The organism is Actinopolyspora mzabensis, from assembly GCF_900101095.1.
Classification (GTDB): Bacteria; Actinomycetota; Actinomycetes; order Mycobacteriales; family Pseudonocardiaceae; genus Actinopolyspora; species Actinopolyspora mzabensis.
Genome location: NZ_FNFM01000004.1, coordinates 429,740 through 446,724 on the forward strand (window position 1 = coordinate 429,740; position 16,985 = coordinate 446,724).

Annotated in this window: 14 protein-coding genes; 11 read left to right on the forward strand and 3 right to left on the reverse strand. The window is 66.5% G+C overall.

All coding sequences use genetic code 11. The features are described from left to right. Positions 1 to 12 precede the first annotated feature (12 nt). The 9 genes from BLR41_RS09045 to BLR41_RS09085 all read left to right on the forward strand — a co-directional run bounded on the left by BLR41_RS09045 (position 13) and on the right by BLR41_RS09085 (position 10,366). Entirely contained in the window at positions 13 to 1,242 is a 1,230-nt protein-coding gene (locus BLR41_RS09045; RefSeq protein ID WP_092627521.1) for an NAD(P)-binding domain-containing protein, read from the forward strand. After that, a complete protein-coding gene (locus BLR41_RS09050) occupies positions 1,239 to 2,711 on the forward strand; it encodes a sugar transferase (protein WP_092627522.1) in 1,473 nt (490 codons plus the stop codon). Before BLR41_RS09045 ends, BLR41_RS09050 begins: the two co-directional genes overlap by 4 nt. Continuing rightward, positions 2,693 to 3,844 carry a glycosyltransferase gene (locus tag BLR41_RS09055; protein WP_245694013.1) on the forward strand — a complete coding sequence of 384 codons (1,152 nt, stop codon included), beginning with the start codon at positions 2,693 to 2,695 and terminating at the stop codon, positions 3,842 to 3,844. The genes BLR41_RS09050 and BLR41_RS09055 overlap by 19 nt, the downstream gene beginning before the upstream one ends. Further along, positions 3,841 to 4,845 (forward strand): NAD-dependent epimerase/dehydratase family protein, encoded by a 1,005-nt coding sequence (locus BLR41_RS09060; RefSeq protein ID WP_092627524.1) that lies wholly within the window; start codon positions 3,841 to 3,843, stop codon positions 4,843 to 4,845. Before BLR41_RS09055 ends, BLR41_RS09060 begins: the two co-directional genes overlap by 4 nt. 21 nt (positions 4,846 to 4,866) lie before the next feature. Beyond that, positions 4,867 to 6,015, forward strand: a complete 1,149-nt coding sequence (locus BLR41_RS09065) for a glycosyl hydrolase family 18 protein (RefSeq protein WP_092627525.1) — start codon at positions 4,867 to 4,869, stop codon at positions 6,013 to 6,015. A gap of 105 nt (positions 6,016 to 6,120) precedes the next feature. After that, on the forward strand, positions 6,121 to 7,470 hold the full coding sequence (locus BLR41_RS09070; RefSeq protein ID WP_176797901.1) for a glycosyltransferase family 2 protein: 1,350 nt from the start codon (positions 6,121 to 6,123) through the stop codon (positions 7,468 to 7,470). Between the two features lie 136 nt (positions 7,471 to 7,606). Further along, the gene (locus BLR41_RS09075) at positions 7,607 to 8,293 is read left to right on the forward strand and encodes a response regulator transcription factor (RefSeq protein ID WP_092627527.1); all 687 of its coding nucleotides are present in this window, start codon (positions 7,607 to 7,609) and stop codon (positions 8,291 to 8,293) included. A gap of 5 nt (positions 8,294 to 8,298) precedes the next feature. Continuing rightward, positions 8,299 to 9,429: a glycosyltransferase family 4 protein gene (locus BLR41_RS09080; protein ID WP_092627528.1), complete on the forward strand. Its 1,131-nt coding sequence runs from the start codon at positions 8,299 to 8,301 to the stop codon at positions 9,427 to 9,429. A 265-nt stretch (positions 9,430 to 9,694) separates the two neighbouring features. Next, positions 9,695 to 10,366, forward strand: a complete 672-nt coding sequence (locus BLR41_RS09085) for a LuxR C-terminal-related transcriptional regulator (protein WP_092627529.1) — start codon at positions 9,695 to 9,697, stop codon at positions 10,364 to 10,366. 99 nt (positions 10,367 to 10,465) lie between these two features. Here the strand turns inward: BLR41_RS09085 and BLR41_RS09090 are convergent, their stop codons facing one another. The 3 genes from BLR41_RS09090 to BLR41_RS23480 form a co-directional block, all read right to left on the reverse strand. Further along, positions 10,466 to 11,536, reverse strand: coding sequence for an aldose 1-epimerase family protein (locus BLR41_RS09090; RefSeq protein WP_092627530.1), 1,071 nt, complete (start codon positions 11,534 to 11,536; stop codon positions 10,466 to 10,468). A 120-nt stretch (positions 11,537 to 11,656) separates the two neighbouring features. Then, positions 11,657 to 12,748: a glycoside hydrolase family 2 TIM barrel-domain containing protein gene (locus BLR41_RS23475; RefSeq protein ID WP_245694015.1), complete on the reverse strand. Its 1,092-nt coding sequence runs from the start codon at positions 12,746 to 12,748 to the stop codon at positions 11,657 to 11,659. Continuing rightward, the gene (locus BLR41_RS23480) at positions 12,745 to 13,512 is read right to left on the reverse strand and encodes a sugar-binding domain-containing protein (RefSeq protein ID WP_245694016.1); all 768 of its coding nucleotides are present in this window, start codon (positions 13,510 to 13,512) and stop codon (positions 12,745 to 12,747) included. The genes BLR41_RS23475 and BLR41_RS23480 overlap by 4 nt, the downstream gene beginning before the upstream one ends. Positions 13,513 to 14,807: 1,295 nt before the next feature. Here BLR41_RS23480 and BLR41_RS09105 point away from each other — a divergent pair. Together BLR41_RS09105 and BLR41_RS09110 are read left to right on the forward strand one after the other, a co-directional pair. Continuing rightward, positions 14,808 to 16,505 (forward strand): glycine/sarcosine N-methyltransferase, encoded by a 1,698-nt coding sequence (locus BLR41_RS09105; RefSeq protein WP_092627531.1) that lies wholly within the window; start codon positions 14,808 to 14,810, stop codon positions 16,503 to 16,505. Positions 16,506 to 16,571: 66 nt separating this feature from the next. After that, positions 16,572 to 16,985: S-adenosylmethionine synthetase N-terminal domain-containing protein (locus BLR41_RS09110; RefSeq protein ID WP_281240952.1), on the forward strand; the 414-nt coding region annotated here is incomplete at its 3' end.

Sequence of the window (16,985 nt, forward strand, 5' to 3'; positions counted from 1 at the left end):
GGGGGTCCAGCGATGAACGAAACAGTCGACGTCGCCATTGTCGGAGCCGGTCCCTACGGCCTGTCGTTGGCGGCCCACCTGCGAGCCGCCGGAGTGAGCCACAGACAGTTCGGAGTTCCGCTCAACCTCTGGCGTACCGCCATGCCTCGGGGGATGTACCTCAAGTCGCAGGGATTCGCCTCCAACCTCTCCGATCCCCACGCCAGCCACACACTCGAGAAGTTCTGCCGCGAGACCGGACGGGCCTACGCCGACATCGGAATACCGGTTTCGCTGGAGACCTTTCTGGAATACGGTGCTTGGTTCGAGCGCAACCACGCACCCGAGGTGGAACAGGTGCTGGTCGAGGACGTCCGTCGCGCCGGGGATCACTACGAACTGGAACTGACCGACGGTAGGAGCGCCACCGCCCGAAACGTCGTGATAGCCACCGGTGTCGAGCACTTCACCCGGGTCCCGGACGTGCTCGCCCAGCTACCGGCCCATCTGGCCTCGCACAGCAGTGCTCACGTGGATCTCGGGGTGTTCCGCGATCGCGAGGTGGCCGTTGTCGGCTCCGGACAGTCCGCCCTGGAGACCGCCGCGCTGTTGCGGGAAGCCGGTGCTTCGGTCCGGATCATCGCCCGAGCCAGTGACATCGTGTGGAACGGTCTACCCCCCACCGAGGACAAATCGCTGCGCCGCAGACTCCGTGAACCCGAGGCGGGACTGGGATCGGGCTGGGCGACCTGGTTCTATTCCGAACATCCCGACCTGTTCCGCAGACTACCGGTGAGCACCCGAGTGCGGCTGGCCCGTACCGCGATGGGGCCCGCCGGTGCCTGGTGGTTGCGGGAACGCGTGGACGGGCGCATCCCGATGCTGCTGGACCGCCAGTTGGACTGGGCCGATCCCACCGGGGACCGGTTGAGGTTGGGGCTGCGTCGAGGCGCCGAGACCACCACGCTCACCCTGGATCACATCATCAGCGCCACCGGTTATCGACCCGATCTCGGGCGGTTGCCCTTCATCAGCCCTGAGCTGCGCGGCAGGGTGGGGACGCTGGACCGCGCGCCGCGGGTGGATCCCGGATACCAGTCCACGGTACCGGGGCTGTACTTCATCGGACCAGCCGTCACTCCGACGTTCGGTCCGGTGATGCGCTTCGTCTACGGTGCCGACCACGCTGCTCGCGCCGTCACCAGCCGGATCTCACCCGCCAGGGAACGCCGCGCGTTCGCCCTGCCGGGGGTGGGTAGATGAATTGGCAACCGGTGCGCGATCGGCACCGGGCGGTGCCCGCGCCACGAGCGGCGGGGCCGGGGGAGACGCGGCGCCCCGGTGAGTCGGAGGAACTCACCGGGGCCCCCGGATCCCACGTGCCGCTGCCCGCGAGCTGGACGCTCTCGTTGCTTCCACGACTGTTTCCGACGGTCGATCTGCTCGTGCTCGGCACGGTGGCACTCGCGCTGCGACTGCCGGGTCCCGCGGCGTTGCTCTACGTGCCCGCGGTGCTGCTGGCGCTGGCCGTTCGCGGGACGCAACGTCTCCCGCTGCGCAGCAGGATTTCCGACGACGTCGGAACCCTCGTGACCGCCGCCGCTCTGCCGCTGTTGGTGTTGTTCACCTGGTTGCCGGTATCTCGTGTGCTGCTGCTGGGAGCCTGCTCCGCCGCGGCGCTGCTGCTCGGCAGGTTCGTGACCCTGTTCGCGCTGCGCGCTGCCCGTAACCGGGGGAGGCTGCTCGAACCGGTGGTGATCGTCGGACGTAACGAGGCCGCGGCTGAGCTGGCCCGCGCCATGACGCGCCGCCGTGAGCTCGGGCTGCGGTTCGTCGGGTTTCTCGATCACCCCGGCACGGGTGAGGCGGTGGGACGGGAGGTGCTGGCCCGTCCTGAGGAGCTGGCCGAGGTCGTTCGGTGCTACCGAGTCACTCGGGTGGTGGTGTGCTGCACCGACGAGATGATCCCCGAGATCACCGGTGTGGTGCGCCGGTGCCGGAGCTCGGCGCTGGACATCTGCGTGCTTCCCAGGACGCCCGGGCTTGGGTTGGCCGCCTCAGGGGCGTCGCTGGACGAGGTGTGGGGGATACCGCTGCTGCCACTCCGCCGCGGCGCACACGCCCTCGGTGGGAGTTTCGCCAAACGAACCCTCGATCTGCTGCTCGCCCCCGTGCTGCTGCTGGCGACGCTGCCGGCACTGCTGCTGCTGGGCATCGCCGTGCGTTGCCGGAACCCAGCGGCGTTCTTCCGGCAGGAACGGATCACCGCGGCCGGAGCCCTGACCCGCGTGACCAAGCTCCGCACCGTCCACGCGACCGGTCATACGGGGTGGACGCCGACACCCGCGCAGTGCGGAAAGCTGGGTGGCTGGCTGCGCGGCAATCACCTCGACGAGTTACCACAGCTCTGGAACGTACTACGGGGTGGCATGTCCCTGGTCGGGCCACGTCCCGAACGGCCGTACTACGCGGTGCGCTTCGCGGCGGCGATACCGAGCTACTCCGACCGACACCGCGTCCCAGGAGGGCTCACCGGCTGGGCACAGGTGCACGGGCTGCACGGTGACACCTCGATCGTCGAGCGGGCCCGTTTCGACAACCAGTACATCGAGTACTGGTCACCCTGGCTGGACCTGGTGATTCTCGTGCGCACGGCCCAAGCCGTGCTCACGGGACTCGGCGGGTCGCGCCGCAACCGGCAGAGGGGGCAACAGTGCGAGTCCTACACGTGATCACCGGACTGGGAATCGGCGGAGCCGAGCTGCAGCTTTACGAGCTGGTACGCCGTAGCAGACACGAGTGCGAGGTCGTGACGCTGTACAACGCGGGCGAGGTCGCGAACATGATCTCCGGGGCCGGGATTCCGGTACACGATCTCGGCATGACCAGCAACACCGAGCTGAGCGCGTTGTTCCGGCTTCGTGCCCTGATGCGCTCCGGCGGGTTCGACGCCGTGCACACGCATCTCTACCGTTCCTGCGTCTACGGCCGCATAGCGGCGCGACTCGCGGGCGTTCCCGCGGTCGTTGCCAGCGAGCACTCCATCGGCGAGACCCACCTCGAGCGCAGACGCATGAGTGCGGGTGTGCGGCTGCTCTACCTGGGCAGCGATCTGTTCTCCGACACCACCATCGCGGTCTCGGACACCGTGTCCGCCCGGCTGCGCCGGTGGGGGCTGCCCGCGCGCAAGCTGCGTGTCATCCCCAACGGTGTCGACTTCGACCGGGTTGCCTTCGATCCGGATGCCCGCGCACGAACCAGGAACGAACTCGGGCTAGCCGAGCGGCACCGGGTGGTCGGAGTGCTCGGCAGGCTCGACCCGAACAAACGGTTCGACCTGCTCATAGAGTCCGCCACCCCGCTGTTGGACGAGGAGACCAGGCTGTTGCTGGTGGGCGACGGTCCGGACCGGCAACGGCTGGAGGAACTCGCGGAAGCCAACGGGGTATCCGACAAGGTGATCTTCGCGGGCAAGCGAAGCGACGTGGCGTCCGTGCTGTCCGCGCTGGACCTCTTCGTCGCCTGCTCCAAGCAGGAGACGTTCGGGTTGTCAGTACTCGAGGCCCTGGCCAACGGGCTGGTGGTGCTCTACACCACCTGCCCGGCCCTGGACGGGGTCAGTACCGACCGTGCGATCGAGGTGGCTGGCGAGGTCGAGGAACTGCGGTCCGCGTTGCTTGCGGAGCTGTCAGCCGCTCGCCCCCGCACCCAGGTGCCCGAGTTGCGGGAGTTGTACGGGATGGACGCCGTCACCGAGCGGATCGACCAGCTCTACGACGATCTGCTGAGCGGACGCCGTGACGGACGACGTGTTCGACAGCAGGGGGCCGTCGAGGACCCGGCGAGCTCGGGGGTGAATCCATGAGGGCACTCGTCACCGGGGCCGCGGGGTTCGTGGGGTCACACCTGGTTCGGTATCTGCTCGCGGGGGGCCACACGGTCGTAGCGCTGGACGACGGCAGCACCGGAGACTGGGCCAATCTGTCCGGGATGGCCGATCACGAACGCCTGTACCCCGTGCCGGGCAGCATTGTGGACAGGGAGATCGTGGAGCGGGCCACGGCCGGTTGTGACGTGGTGTTCCACCTGGCTGCCGCGGTCGGGGCCTTCGTCATCCGCGACCGTACGCTGGAAAGCCTGCTCACCAACATCCACGGCACCCACCGCGTGCTGGAGGCGGCCCACCGGAACGCCAGCCGGGTGCTGATCGCCTCCACCAGCGAGATCTACGGGAAGAACGACAAGATCGGCCTCACCGAGGACGACGACAGGGTCCTCGGTTCGCCGCTGAAGTCGCGGTGGTCCTATTCGGAGGCCAAGGCCGTCGACGAGAGCATGACAAGGTCCCTGGTGGACGAACAGGGGTTGTGGGCAGTCATCGTGCGCCTGTTCAACACCGTCGGGCCCGGACAGAGCGGCCGCTACGGCATGGTGCTGCCCCGATTCGTGTCGATGGCGCTTCGTGGCCATCCGCTCACGGTTTTCGGGAGCGGGGAGCAGATTCGCTGTTTCTGCCATGTGGACGACGTGGTTCCCGCGCTGGTCTCGCTGGTGCACAGTGACTCGGCACGCGGACGTGCGGTCAATCTCGGCAGTACCGAACAGGTCTCTATCGAGGAACTCGCGCACCGGGTGATAGCCACCACCGGCTCGCCGAGCGACATCGTGCACAGCCCCTACGAGGCCGTGTACGGCTCCGGGTACGAGGACATGCTGCGGCGTGTGCCCGACTGTTCGTTGGCGCGGGAGCTGGTCGGTTTCCGGCCCGCCCACGATCTGGATTCGATCATCAGATCGGTCGTCGACGAGCACACCCGCGCCGGGGAGGGCGTCATAGCCAGGTCGGGTCGTGGTGACACCGGCTGACTCGCGGTTGGGGGAGTGCTCATGCGTGGGAAGGCCGGAACCCGGCGGTTCGCCGTGCTCGGAGCCAGGGTGCGGCGCATCGCCCTCGTGGGAGGTGTGGCGGTGCTGTGCCTGGTGTTGCTGCTGGTTGTGCTTTCGGTGCGACGGGAACCGACACCGCGCCCCACCGCCGGCTCCGGTGAGGTGGTCGCCGCCCTGCCGTTCTGGAACTTCCAGGGCGGGACCTCGGAGGTCATGCGGCACACCGCAGGGTTCACCGAGGTCTCACCCTGGATGTACGGGCTCGACCCCCAGGGCAACGTGGTCAGCCAGATTCCCTCGGACCGAGCAGGCCGGACCCGTGAGGCCTTGAGCTCCCTGCGGAAAACCGAACTGCGGTTCACCCCCAGCGTGGCGAACATGACCCACGGTGCCTGGTCCTACGACTCGGTGGCCCCGATCCTGCACGATCCCCAGCGGAGGCGGCAGCATGTGCGGGAGATCGTCGACCTGGTGCTTTCCAACGACTACGCGGGTATCGACATCGACTACGAGGATCTCGAGGCCGAGGACCGCGACGAGTTCAGTGTGCTGGTCCGGGAATTGGCGGAGGCGCTGCACTCCCACGACCGAACACTGTCGGTTGCGGTGTTCGCCAAGGCCAGCAGGCGCGGTTACGACGAACGCAACGTCGCGCAGGACTACGCGGCCATCGGTCGCGCCGCGGACCAGGTGCGGCTGATGGGGTACGACCGGCACTGGTCGACCTCGCAGCCCGGACCGGTGGCGCCGATCGACTGGATAAGAGACGTGCTCGACTACGCACGCGGCACCATACCGCCCGAGAAGATCGTGCTGGGGATACCGCTCTACGGATACGACTGGTCCCAGGGCAAGGGGCAGCCGGTGACCTGGGGCGAGGCCACTCGAATCGCGCGGCGGCACGACGAGCGGATCCGATTCGACGAGGAGAGCCGTACCCCGTGGTTCCGCTACACCGACACGGACGGGACGCGGCACGAGGTGTGGTTCGAGAACGCGGCCAGCTCGCACGCCAAGTTCGAAGTGGCGGACCGGTCCGGCATCGGTGGCGTCTACCTGTGGATGTACGGCCCGGCCGATCCCGCCACTTGGCCGCGACTGCGTCAGGCCTTTCCCGTGGCCCGGCGTTCCGCTCGGGCACGCCGATGACGTCCGTCCACGAGGTGGTTCGGGTGTGGAGGAGGTGGTCAGGTGATTCCGTGGTGGCTTGTGGCCGTGCTGATTTTCGGGGCGAATTTCGTGCTCTGGGGCAGTATGGGGCTGCTTCGGAGGATCAGCACGAGCTGCGCCGCGTTTTACGATCGCGTGACACGCCGGATCCGAACACCGTTCTCGCTCCGCGGCTCCGGTTGCTTTCCCGGTGACACGGACGTCGGACGGACCCGGGGTGCAGGTGGCGACCCCCCCTTCGGCACCGATCGGGTGGCGGTGCTCATGGCCGCCCACAACGAGGAGCTCGTGATCACCGACAGTCTGGAGTCGGTGACCGAACTCGTACCGCGCGCCAACGTGTACGTGGTTTCGGACGGTTCCACGGACCGAACCGTGGAACTCGCCGAACAGGCGGGCGTGAACGTGATCAGCACCTGGAGCAACGTGGGGAAGGCAGGCGCGCTGCAACAGGCGATCGAGCGGTTCCACCTCGTCGAGCACTATCCGGCCGTACTGCTGCTGGACGCCGACACCCGGCTCGACAGCAACTACTTCCGGGCGGCGCTGCCGTTGTTCGGCGATCCGCGGGTCGCGGCGGTGGCGGGCTTCGTACGCACCGACTGGGATCGCAGCGGGCTGTCACCGCTGGGCAGGTTGCTGGTGTGCCATCGGCAGCGGATCTATGCGCTGAGCCAGTACCTGCTCAAGTTCGGCCAGACCTGGCTGCGGTGCAACGCCACACATATCGTCCCCGGCTTCGCCAGTATGTATCGCACCGAGGTGCTGCCCCACATCGAGATGAATCCACCCGGTCTGGTCATCGAGGACTTCAACATGACCTTCGAGGTGTATCAGAAACGGCTCGGCAAGGTCGGTTTCACCCCCGCCGCGGTGGCAGTGACCCAGGATCCGGACAACCTTCGCGACTACGTTCGGCAGACCAAGCGTTGGGCGCTGGGACTGTGGCAGACCGTACGCAGACATCGCCCCAGGACCAATCTGTTCACCTGCATGCTGTTGCTGCTGTTGACCGAACTGCTCACCAGCAGCCTGCTGATGATCGCGTTGCCGCTGGTGCTCCTGCTGCTGCTGTTGCCGCTGCTGTTGCCGGGCACGCCCGAGCTCGTCGTGCTGGGACCACTGCACGAGGCGGTGTCGGGCTACGTCAGCCTGTTCTCGCTGCTGCTGGGCGTGGTGGTCGTGGACCTGTCACTGACCCTGCTGGTGGCGCTGGCACTTCGCAAACCACGATTTCTCGTGTTCGGTGCCTTCTTCCTGTTCCTGCGGATCCTGGATGCCGCCCTGTCGCTGTACACCCTCCCGCTGGCGTGGCTGACCAGGTCGACGGGACGGTGGCGGAGCCCCGGACGGCGTGCCCCGGCGCCCTCACCGGTGGAGCCGAGCCCTTCGGTCGAGGCCGATGTCCCCACCTCCAGTGGTTCGGGAGCGTGAACATCCCCTCGTTCGGTTCGGAAAACGGCTCGTGCGCCGGCGGAGCGGCGCGCTCTCCGTGCTGCGCGTCCTGTGCGGCTACTGCAGAATTCGCCGGTACGGGAGGTAACCGCGCCGGCCGTGTCCTGGGGGGAACATGCTCCGCCTGCTGCTCGTGGACGAACAACGCATGTTCGTCGAGGCTCTTACGCAGTACCTGTCCACCGAGTCGGACCTCTGGGTGGCCGACAGCTCGTATCCGAGCGAGACCGATCTGCTCGAACGGGCACGAATCGCCTGGCCGGACATTGCCGTCGTCGACATCGCGGTACTGGGAACTCGGGTGCACGAAGTGTTACGAAGACTCGAGGAAGTGTGCCCCGACGTGAGGGTGGTGGTGCTGACTTCGACCGTGGACTCGGATTTGGCGGTGCGTGCCGCGCGGGCCGGTGCGGCCGCCTGGTTGCCCAAGGAGCGGGGCATCAGCGAACTGGTCGAGGTCCTTCGGTTGGTCGGTCGCGGACACGCCTGGTATCCCCCTGAAGTACTCGGTGAGGTGTTGTGCGCGTTGCGCCGGGAGGCCGGCCCCGCCGGGACGGACCACGATCCGCTCGCGGTGCTGAGCGTGCGCGAGCGGGAAGTGCTGGCCGTCATGGCGGAGGGCAAACGTGGTCGGCAGATAGCCGCCGAACTCTTCATATCCGTGCAGACGGTTCGCAAGCACACTCGTGGCATCCTCACCAAGCTCAACGTGCACACGCAACTCGAGGCGGCCATGCTCGCGAGTTCCGGGGGAGAGATGCCCGCCCTCGCGGAAACCGCCGTGCGCGCGCTGCCGCGGTAGACGACATGCGCGAGCACCCACGGGTAGCCACCGTCATCACGCGTCTGGAGGGTGGGGCCGGACTGGTGGCCCTGCGCTGCGCGCTCGCGCAGCATGCCGACTCCTGGCCGATCACCCTTGTCACCGGCAGCGCCGGGGAACTGGTGCGGCGTGCCGAACGAGCCGGGCTCGACGTGGTCGTGGAACCGGCGCTGCGCAAACCGATCGTCCCGTGGTGGGATCTCGTCGCGCTGTTCCGGTTGACCGCGTTGTTCGTCCGAGGAGAGTTCGACGTCGTGCACACCCACACCGCCAAGGCCGGGGCGGTGGGGCGAACGGCCGCTCGGCTGTCGGCGGTGCCGCGAGTGGTGCACACCTACCACGGGTTCCCCTTCCACCGGTTTCAGTCACGGTGGCTGCGGCTCTGCTACACGGCGGTGGAACGGCTGCTGGGCAGACTCACCGACGATGTGCTGTGTGTGGGGGATGGGGTCGCGACCGAGGCCGTGCGGCTCGGGCTGGCCGCCCCCGAGCGGATCCGCGCCGTCGGTGTTCCCGTTTCGCTGGAGTCCCCTCGCGCGAATACCGAGAGTCGACGCCGGGCCCGTCGCGCGCTTCGCATACCCGAAGATCGACTGGTCGTCGGTGCCGTTGGCAGACTGACCTACCAGAAGGCACCGGAGGACCTCGTCGACGCGCTGGCCCGGCTGCCCCGAACGGATGTTTGTGGGGTCTGGCTCGGCGCGGGAGAGCTGCGTAACCGCATCGAACGTTTGGCCCGGGACAGGCTCGGTGACCGTTTCGTGTTCGCGGGTCAGCGTTCGGATGTCGCCGAGCTGCTGCCCGCCCTCGACGTGTTCGCCCTGCCCAGCAGGTACGAAGGTCTGCCGTTGGCGGTGATCGAGGCCATGCTCTGTGGTCTCCCCGTTGTGGCCACCGCGGTCAACGCTGTGCCGGACCTCGTCGTGACAGGGCACAACGGGGTGCTGGTTCCGCCACGCCGCCCCGATCTGTTGGCCGGAGCTATCTCCGGACTGCTGGACGACCCGGCCGAACGGGCCCGCATGGGGGGTGCGGGTAACCGAGGTGTCGACGGCGAGCGATTCGGCATCGCGGCGGTCACCCGCGAGCTGGGATTCGTTTACCGGGGAGAATGAATCGTTTACTACGTAACGAATTCGAAAAACGACAGAGCGTGCGCGGTTCGTTCGCAACGGGTATAACACCAGTGTGGCGACTGTGGTGCTCTTTCGAACCCGAGTCGGCGGTGGGGCCGCCCGAGCCCGACCGCAGTGAAACGCCGGTGGAAGCGTAGGGGACGTGTCCACATCGGCTTGTCGAGGCCGTGATCGTGAGCCGGGATCCGTGGTGCGCCGCGAAACGGGCTCCGGCGGGATCACGGCTGACCGCGAGGGGGAAACAATGGCTGACCTGGTGCTGGGGGACAATCACACGGTGTTCGTGGAGGCACTGGTGACGGTGCTCCCACAACGGGGACTCAACGTGCTGGACACCGCGCACAGCATCACCGAGACCGTACGCAGCGTGCGTCGCAACAAACCCGACGTGTGCGTGCTGGAGAGGTTCTTCACCGATGGCGACTCCCTGAACCACCTGGACGAGATCACGGCCGCCGGAGGCTCACGAATGCGGGTGCTGCTGCTCACCGCGGACCCCGATGCGGAGGGTATGCGCCGCGCGATGCGTGAGGGGGCCATCGGTTACGTAACCAAGATGTGCGGACTGACCGCCCTCGTCGAGGCCGTGGGCAAGGCCGCGGCCGGGGAACCGGTCACCCGCCTGCCACGTTTCCCCGACGGTCGTCGCACCGGTGTCAGCCTGCCGAACAACCGCGATCGCGCCTCGCCGCGGATGTCGTTGACCCCTCGGGAGCAGGACTGCCTGCGTCTGCTCGTCTCGGGGGCTCGTACCACGACCATGGCCAAGCAACTGGGAGTGTCCAGCACGACGGTACGCACCCACGTACAGGCGCTGCTGGGCAAACTGGGCGTGCACTCCAGGCTGGAAGCCGCCACCTTCGCGGTGCGACACAGTCTGCTGGAACCTCCCGACGAGGAGGACGAGGCAGGCTGAGCGGAGTTCGGTGCCCACGAGTCCGCGCGGATTCGCGGGCCGGTGCTGCGTCGTGGTGCTTTCGGCACGAGCGGACCGCTCGTGCCGAAAGCACCACCCTCACCGGGGTACCAGCAGCCCCCAGGTCCCGGCGTGTCGCTCACCGGGACGCAGCACTCGTACGGCTTCGCCGGTCACGAACGCGTTCGGCGGGCAGGTGTTCGGCTCCACCGTGATTCCCGAACGGGCCGGCTGCGGACGCTGTTCGCTGGGAGCGTCGTCGGTGTAGACCTGGAGGTAGCCGTAGGACTCGTCCACCCACAGCAGCACGTCCGGTCCCTCGGTGCGCCCGAATCGTACGGTCGCGTGACCGCGCCGATTCCGTGCCAGATCCTTGAAGGCCGTGTCCATCGTGGTGGAACCGATGGTCCTGCCACTTCGGAAGTCGTACTCGGTGCCCGCGACCGAGGCGGTACCCGTAGGGATGAGCCGATCGTTGGTGCGGTAGTAGGTCGCCGTGGGCAACCGGAGCTCCATGCTGTCGGTCCCACCCGTCCCGGCGGAGATGTAGGTGTGGTTCGCCCAACCCACGGGGGCTTCGTGACTGCCCGTGTTCTCGGCGGTCAGCGTGCACCGCACACCGTGTCGGTCGACGCTGTACTCGACCAGGAACGCCATGCGGAACGGATAGCCGTACTGCGGGTGCAACAGGTACCGCAGCGACACGCTGTCGGCTCGGTGCCGCACCGGTTCCCACTCCACGAAGTTCATCAGGCCGTGCAGTGCCGCATTCCTCGAGGGCTCGTTGATCGGAACCTGCAACCGCTCACCGTTGAACTCGTAGGTTCCTCCGTCGATCCGATTGGGCCAGGGCAGAATCGTTTTGCCCTGGAAGCCTTCGCCCACATCCTCCGGGGGGTGAGTGAGCAGCATTTCCTCGCCCGCCACCTGCCAGGAGAGCAGGGTGGCCGCCACCCCGCCCACGAGCGCGCGGTGGTGTCCCGAACGGATCTCGTAGAGCCTGCCGTTCGCGCTCTGTTCCCGACCACCGTGGTGGGGAACGCGGTGCCCGCCTCCGCCGGCTCGTGCGGCGGCTCTGCCGCCCAGCGCCGCGGCCGCTGTCGTCGCCGTGAGAGTGGTCAACGTGCCGCGCCTGCTCCAGCCACTCCTCTTCGGTCCGCCCTCGGTCATGGGAATTCCCTTCCTGTCGAAGCCTGTCCGGAGTCCTCCGGGCGGGTTCCCCGGAATCTTCTGGCGGAGAGGGCCGGGGGACGAACGCACGATCCGCCCACCCGGCCCACTACGAGCAGGTCACGGACTGCCGGCCTCGATGATCGTCTCGTTGTCCGCACGGATTGAGGCGACATCCGGCTTGGTGATCTTCCTGTCGTAGGTCATCAGCCCGTTGACCTCGTTCTCCACGTCCGAGACCTGGGTGTAGACCGCGGCCGACAGACCGTTCCGCTCGATCGCGCTGATCAGGTCGTCGCTGAGCTGGCCGTAGCGCTCGGTGAGTTCGGCCCGAGTTTCGGTCATCTCGTAGGCTCCCGGTTGGCCGGGCCAGAGGTGTCCCTGCTCGACCAGGCCGAGGCCGCCGTACTCGCCGTCGACCGCCGCTCGTTCGGCGGTGGCCTCCGGAGTACCCGGCCCCACGTAGGTGTGATCGTCGTAGATGTCGCCCGCCCCGGTGTCCGGCAGTGAGTTACAGCAGTTCACACCGCTGGCGGCGTTCACGAGTCTGCTGGGGTCCTGTCGCTGGATCCGCTCCGTGATGCGTGCGGTGTCGAACTCACCCCACCCCTCGTTGAACGGCACCCAGGTCACCAGTGAGGTCACGCTGTCGAGCTGATCGACCACGTCGGTGGTCTCGGCCTCGAACTTCGCTCGGGCCTCCTCCGAGGGCACGCCGTTGGTCCCGCCGGTTTGGGCCGTCAGGGACGGCATGTCCTGCCAGACCAGCATGCCCATCCGGTCGGCCCAGTAGTACCAGCGCTTCGGCGCGACCTTGATGTGCTTGCGGAGCATGTTGAAACCCATCCGCTTGGCCTGCGCTATGTCGTGGCGCATCGCCCCGTCGGTGGGCGGGGTGTGCAGCCCGTCCGGCCAGAAGCCCTGGTCGAGCATTCCCTGCTGGAACAGGATCTTCCCGTTGAGGGTGATTCGTTGTCTGCCCTGCGAGTCCTTGACCAGCCCGATCGAACGCATCCCCGCGTAACTGGCGACGCGGTCCAGCTCACGACCACCGGCGTCCAACAGGCGTACGGTCAGGTCGTAGAGGTAGGGATCATCGGGACTCCACGTTCGCGGGTTCGGCACCGGCGCCCGCACGGTTGCGCCCGCTGCCGTGGTGGTACGTGAGACCACCTCACCCTCGGGGCGCGAGACCACCGTTTCCACACTCACGGCTCGTGAGCCGCGGATCTCGGGTTCCAACCGGAACGTCTCCGCTTCGAGGTGCGGTGGATGTTCAGTTCCGTCAGGTGCGTCCGTGAGACGGGCTCCAGCCACACGGTCTGCCAGATGCCGGAGGAACCGGTGTAGAAGATCCCGCCGGGAGTGTCGGTCTGCTTGCCGATGGGGTACCGGCCCCGTTCGTTGGTGTCCGTGGCAGCCACGGTTACCTGTTGCCGTGATCCCGGTCGCAGCGCGTCGGTCACGTCGACCGTGAACGAGGTGTAACCACCCTGGTGGGAACCGACTCGCTCGCCGTTGACCCAGACCGTGGCCTCCTGGTCCACGGCCCCGAAGTGCAACAACAGCTCGTCACCCCGCCAGTGGGGCGGTACCCGGAAGTCGCGCCTGTAGAGCATGTGGTCGTCGTGCCGCTGGATGCCGGACAGCGCGGACTCGACCGGGTAGGGGACCAGGATTCGTTCGCCCAGGTCCCGCTGCTCCCGGTCCGGCGGGGTGGCACCGCCCGCGTACTCCCATGCGCCGTTCAGGTTCTGCCAACGCTCGCGTCTCAGCTGGGGGCGCGGGTACTCGGGTAGCGCGTTGTCCGGTCCCACCTGATCAGTCCACGGCGTGGTCAGTGGTGCGTCAGCCGGTGGCCGGTGCTTGCCGGGATGCGCTGCCGCCGCCGGAGCGACACCCAGCGCCAACGCGGCGGCCATGGCGAGCACGCCCAGGTGCTTGGCCGTCACACGACGCGGTGGTCGTGACTGCATCGATCCTCCTCACACGGTATCGGGCGATCCTCATCCGTGTTGAGAGCGTCGGAGCCTCCGCATCGGAAGCACACACAACAACAAAGAGCAACACAAGCGGACTTAAATCACCATTAACAAACATTAATGAGCCAGAACACATCTCACGTCAACACCGGTGCACGAGATTGCTCCGTTCGGTGCAACACTGTGAAGTCGAATGGCGGCACAGCGTCAGTTTGCGAGCTCGTTCGGGTCTCGTCCGGCAGACGCGCCGAACGGGCGGCGACGGTTCATGTCGGGTCATGGCCGGCCCGCACCTGGGTCCGACCGCGAACACCGGTTCCCGAGTGCGGCGAAGCCGTGGTCGGGGGGGGGGGGGGGGGGGGGGGGGGGGGGGGGGGGGGGGGGGGGGGGGGGGGGGGGGGGGGGGGGGGGGGCACGGCTCCCCGGTGGGGGCGCCCACTCCTGTGGTTCGAAGGAGCGACCGGCACGGGGCGGGGCCGGTCAGCAGGGCGGGGTGGGCCGCTCGGCCAGCGATCCCCGCCCGATCGCACTCCGAACGGTGGAACAGGAATCAGGCACAATCGATTAGAATGATTGTCGACAATAATAAAGTGGGAAAAGGGTCGATTTCGCGGATCTTGCGGGGTGCTGTCGACGGGTTTGTGAGTCATTGATCATTCTTCTCGTCGAGAAGTGGTGCTGACCTGGACGAACAGCGTCCGCCACGCGGAAGAGTGGGGTATCACACCCCGAGTGGGGAGGGGGCGTAACATCCGGGGTCCCGCCTTCGATGGAAGGGGGACAGGCGAATAAAGAATCAGTGCGGCACCGTGCTCGCGTTGTTCATTTCATCGGATCGTACGGTTGCACTATTCGTCACCGTTGTGGTATGTGGCGCACGTGCATTGTACTACATCTTTAGCCTGATTGCCTTTGCCGGATCGTGACCCCTGGGGCGGAAAGCTAAATTCTCCCTGGTGACGGCCTATTTCTTTACTTAGGGTAACTGTGCGAATCACGCGATCATCCTATTTCTATGATTAGGGTCACAGCTGAATGTGCTTGCATTTTTCGTGAATGCGAATAAGTTGGGTTCTCGGCGTACGGAATCTGCGTCGGGATCGGGCGGCAAAGGTGCCGACCGAGTGTGCTGACCGGTGCCAGTGCGCGGCCCGCCAGTTGGCTGCCCGCACCGGTGCGGTGTGCCCCTTGTGAGGTGCCCCGGCGCGCCCGTGAAGGCTCGGGGCGGTGAATTCACCGTGGTTCCGAGCGATGCAGTGGCGCTTGACCAACGCGAGTGGGAGCTGAGTATGACCAAGAGCGTGGACGATCTTGCACGTGGTGACCAGGAGTCGAACGACCAGGACTCGGTTCACCTCGAGGAGCAGGCGTTCGGCGACAATCCGTTGGAAGTACGCGACACTGATCACTACACTCAAGAGTATGTCGGTGGATTCGTCGACAAGTGGGACGATCTGATCGACTGGAAGGCCCGCTACGAGAGCGAGGGAACCTTCTTCATCGATCAATTGCGTGCCCGTGGTGTCAAGACCGTGCTGGACGCAGCGACCGGGACCGGTTTCCACTCGGTCCGGCTGCTCGAAGAGGGTTTTGAGACCGTCAGTGCGGATGGCAGTCCGCAGATGCTGGCCAAGGCCTTCACTAACGGACTGGAGTACGGTGGTCACATCCTGCGTGTGGTCAACGCGGACTGGCGCTGGCTCAACCGCGACGTGCACGGTGAATACGACGCGATCATTTGCCTGGGTAACTCGTTCACCCACCTGTTCTCGGAGCGGGACCGCCGCAAGACGCTTGCGGAGTTCTACGCGATGCTCAAGCACGACGGTGTTCTGATCATCGACCAGCGTAACTACGATTCCATTCTGGACACCGGGTTCTCCAGTAAGCACACCTATTACTACGCCGGTGAGGACGTTTCCGCGGAGCCGGACCACATCGACGACGGTCTGGCGCGGTTCAAGTACACGTTCCCGGACAAGTCCGAATTCTTCCTGAACATGTACCCGCTGCGGAAGGACTACGTCCGGCGGCTCATGCGTGAGGTCGGTTTCCAGCGCATTGACACCTACGGTGACTTTCAGGAAACCTACGGTGACACGGAGCCGGACTTCTTCATCCACGTGGCGGAGAAGAACTACCGCACCGAGGACGAGTTCCTGGACATGTACTCCAACGCGGTGCACACCGCGCGGGACTACTACAACTCCGAGGACGCGGACAACTTCTACTACCACGTCTGGGGAGGCAACGACATCCACGTCGGTCTCTACCAGACCCCGCAGGAGGACATCGCCGCCGCGAGCGAGCGCACCGTCCAGCGGATGGCGAGCAAGGTCGACATCGACGCCAACACCACCATCCTGGATCTGGGCGCCGGCTACGGCGGTGCCGCCCGCTACCTGGCGCGCACCTACGGTTGCAAGGTGACCTGCCTCAACCTCAGCGAGGTGGAGAACCAGCGCAACCGTGAGATCAGCCGTGCCGAGGGGCTCGATCACCTGATCGAGGTGGCCGACGGTTCGTTCGAGGACATTCCCTACCAGGACAATGCCTTCGACATCGTCTGGTCGCAGGACTCCTTCCTGCACAGCGGTGATCGCACCAGGGTGATGGAGGAGATCTCCAGGGTCCTCAAGCCCAAGGGCTCGGTGCTGTTCACCGACCCGATGGCCGCCGACTCGGCCGAGAAGAGCGCCCTCGGGCCGATCCTGGACCGGCTGCACCTCGACTCGCTCGGCTCGCCCAGCTTTTACCGCAAGGAGCTGAGCAGGCTGGGGCTGCAGAACGTCGAGTTCGAGGACCTCAGCGAGTACCTGCCGCTGCACTACGGCCGGGTGCTGGAAGTTCTGGAAAGCCGGGAGAAGGAACTCGCCGACTTCATCGGCGAGGAATACCGGACTCGCATGAAGGCCGGCCTGCGCAACTGGGTGCAGGGCGGAAATGGCGGGAACCTTGCCTGGGGCATCATCCACGCCAAGGCATGACAGGCCGTCGAGTACGAAGAATAATCGAAGCAACAAGCAGTGAGGTGAAGATCAGCCGTGACTGAGATGAACCGCAGGTTGTTTACCAGTGAGTCCGTGACCGAGGGCCACCCGGACAAGATGGCCGACTCGATCAGTGACGCGATCCTGGACGCGATGCTGGCGCAGGACCCGCGTTCGCGGGTGGCCATGGAGACCATGATCACCACGGGCCAGGTGCACCTGGCCGGTGAGGTCACCACCGACGCCGACGTGGATCTGCCCGCGATCGTGCGGGAGAAGGTCCTGGAGATCGGGTACGACAACTCGGCCAAGGGCTTCGACGGCGATTCCTGCGGCATCAACGTCTCGATCGACGCGCAGTCGCCGGACATCGGTCAGGGTGTCGACACCGCGCACGAGTCCCGTGTCGACGGTGTCATCGACGAGATCGCCCAGCAGGGTGCCGGTGACCAGGGGCTCATGTTCGGCTACGCCTCG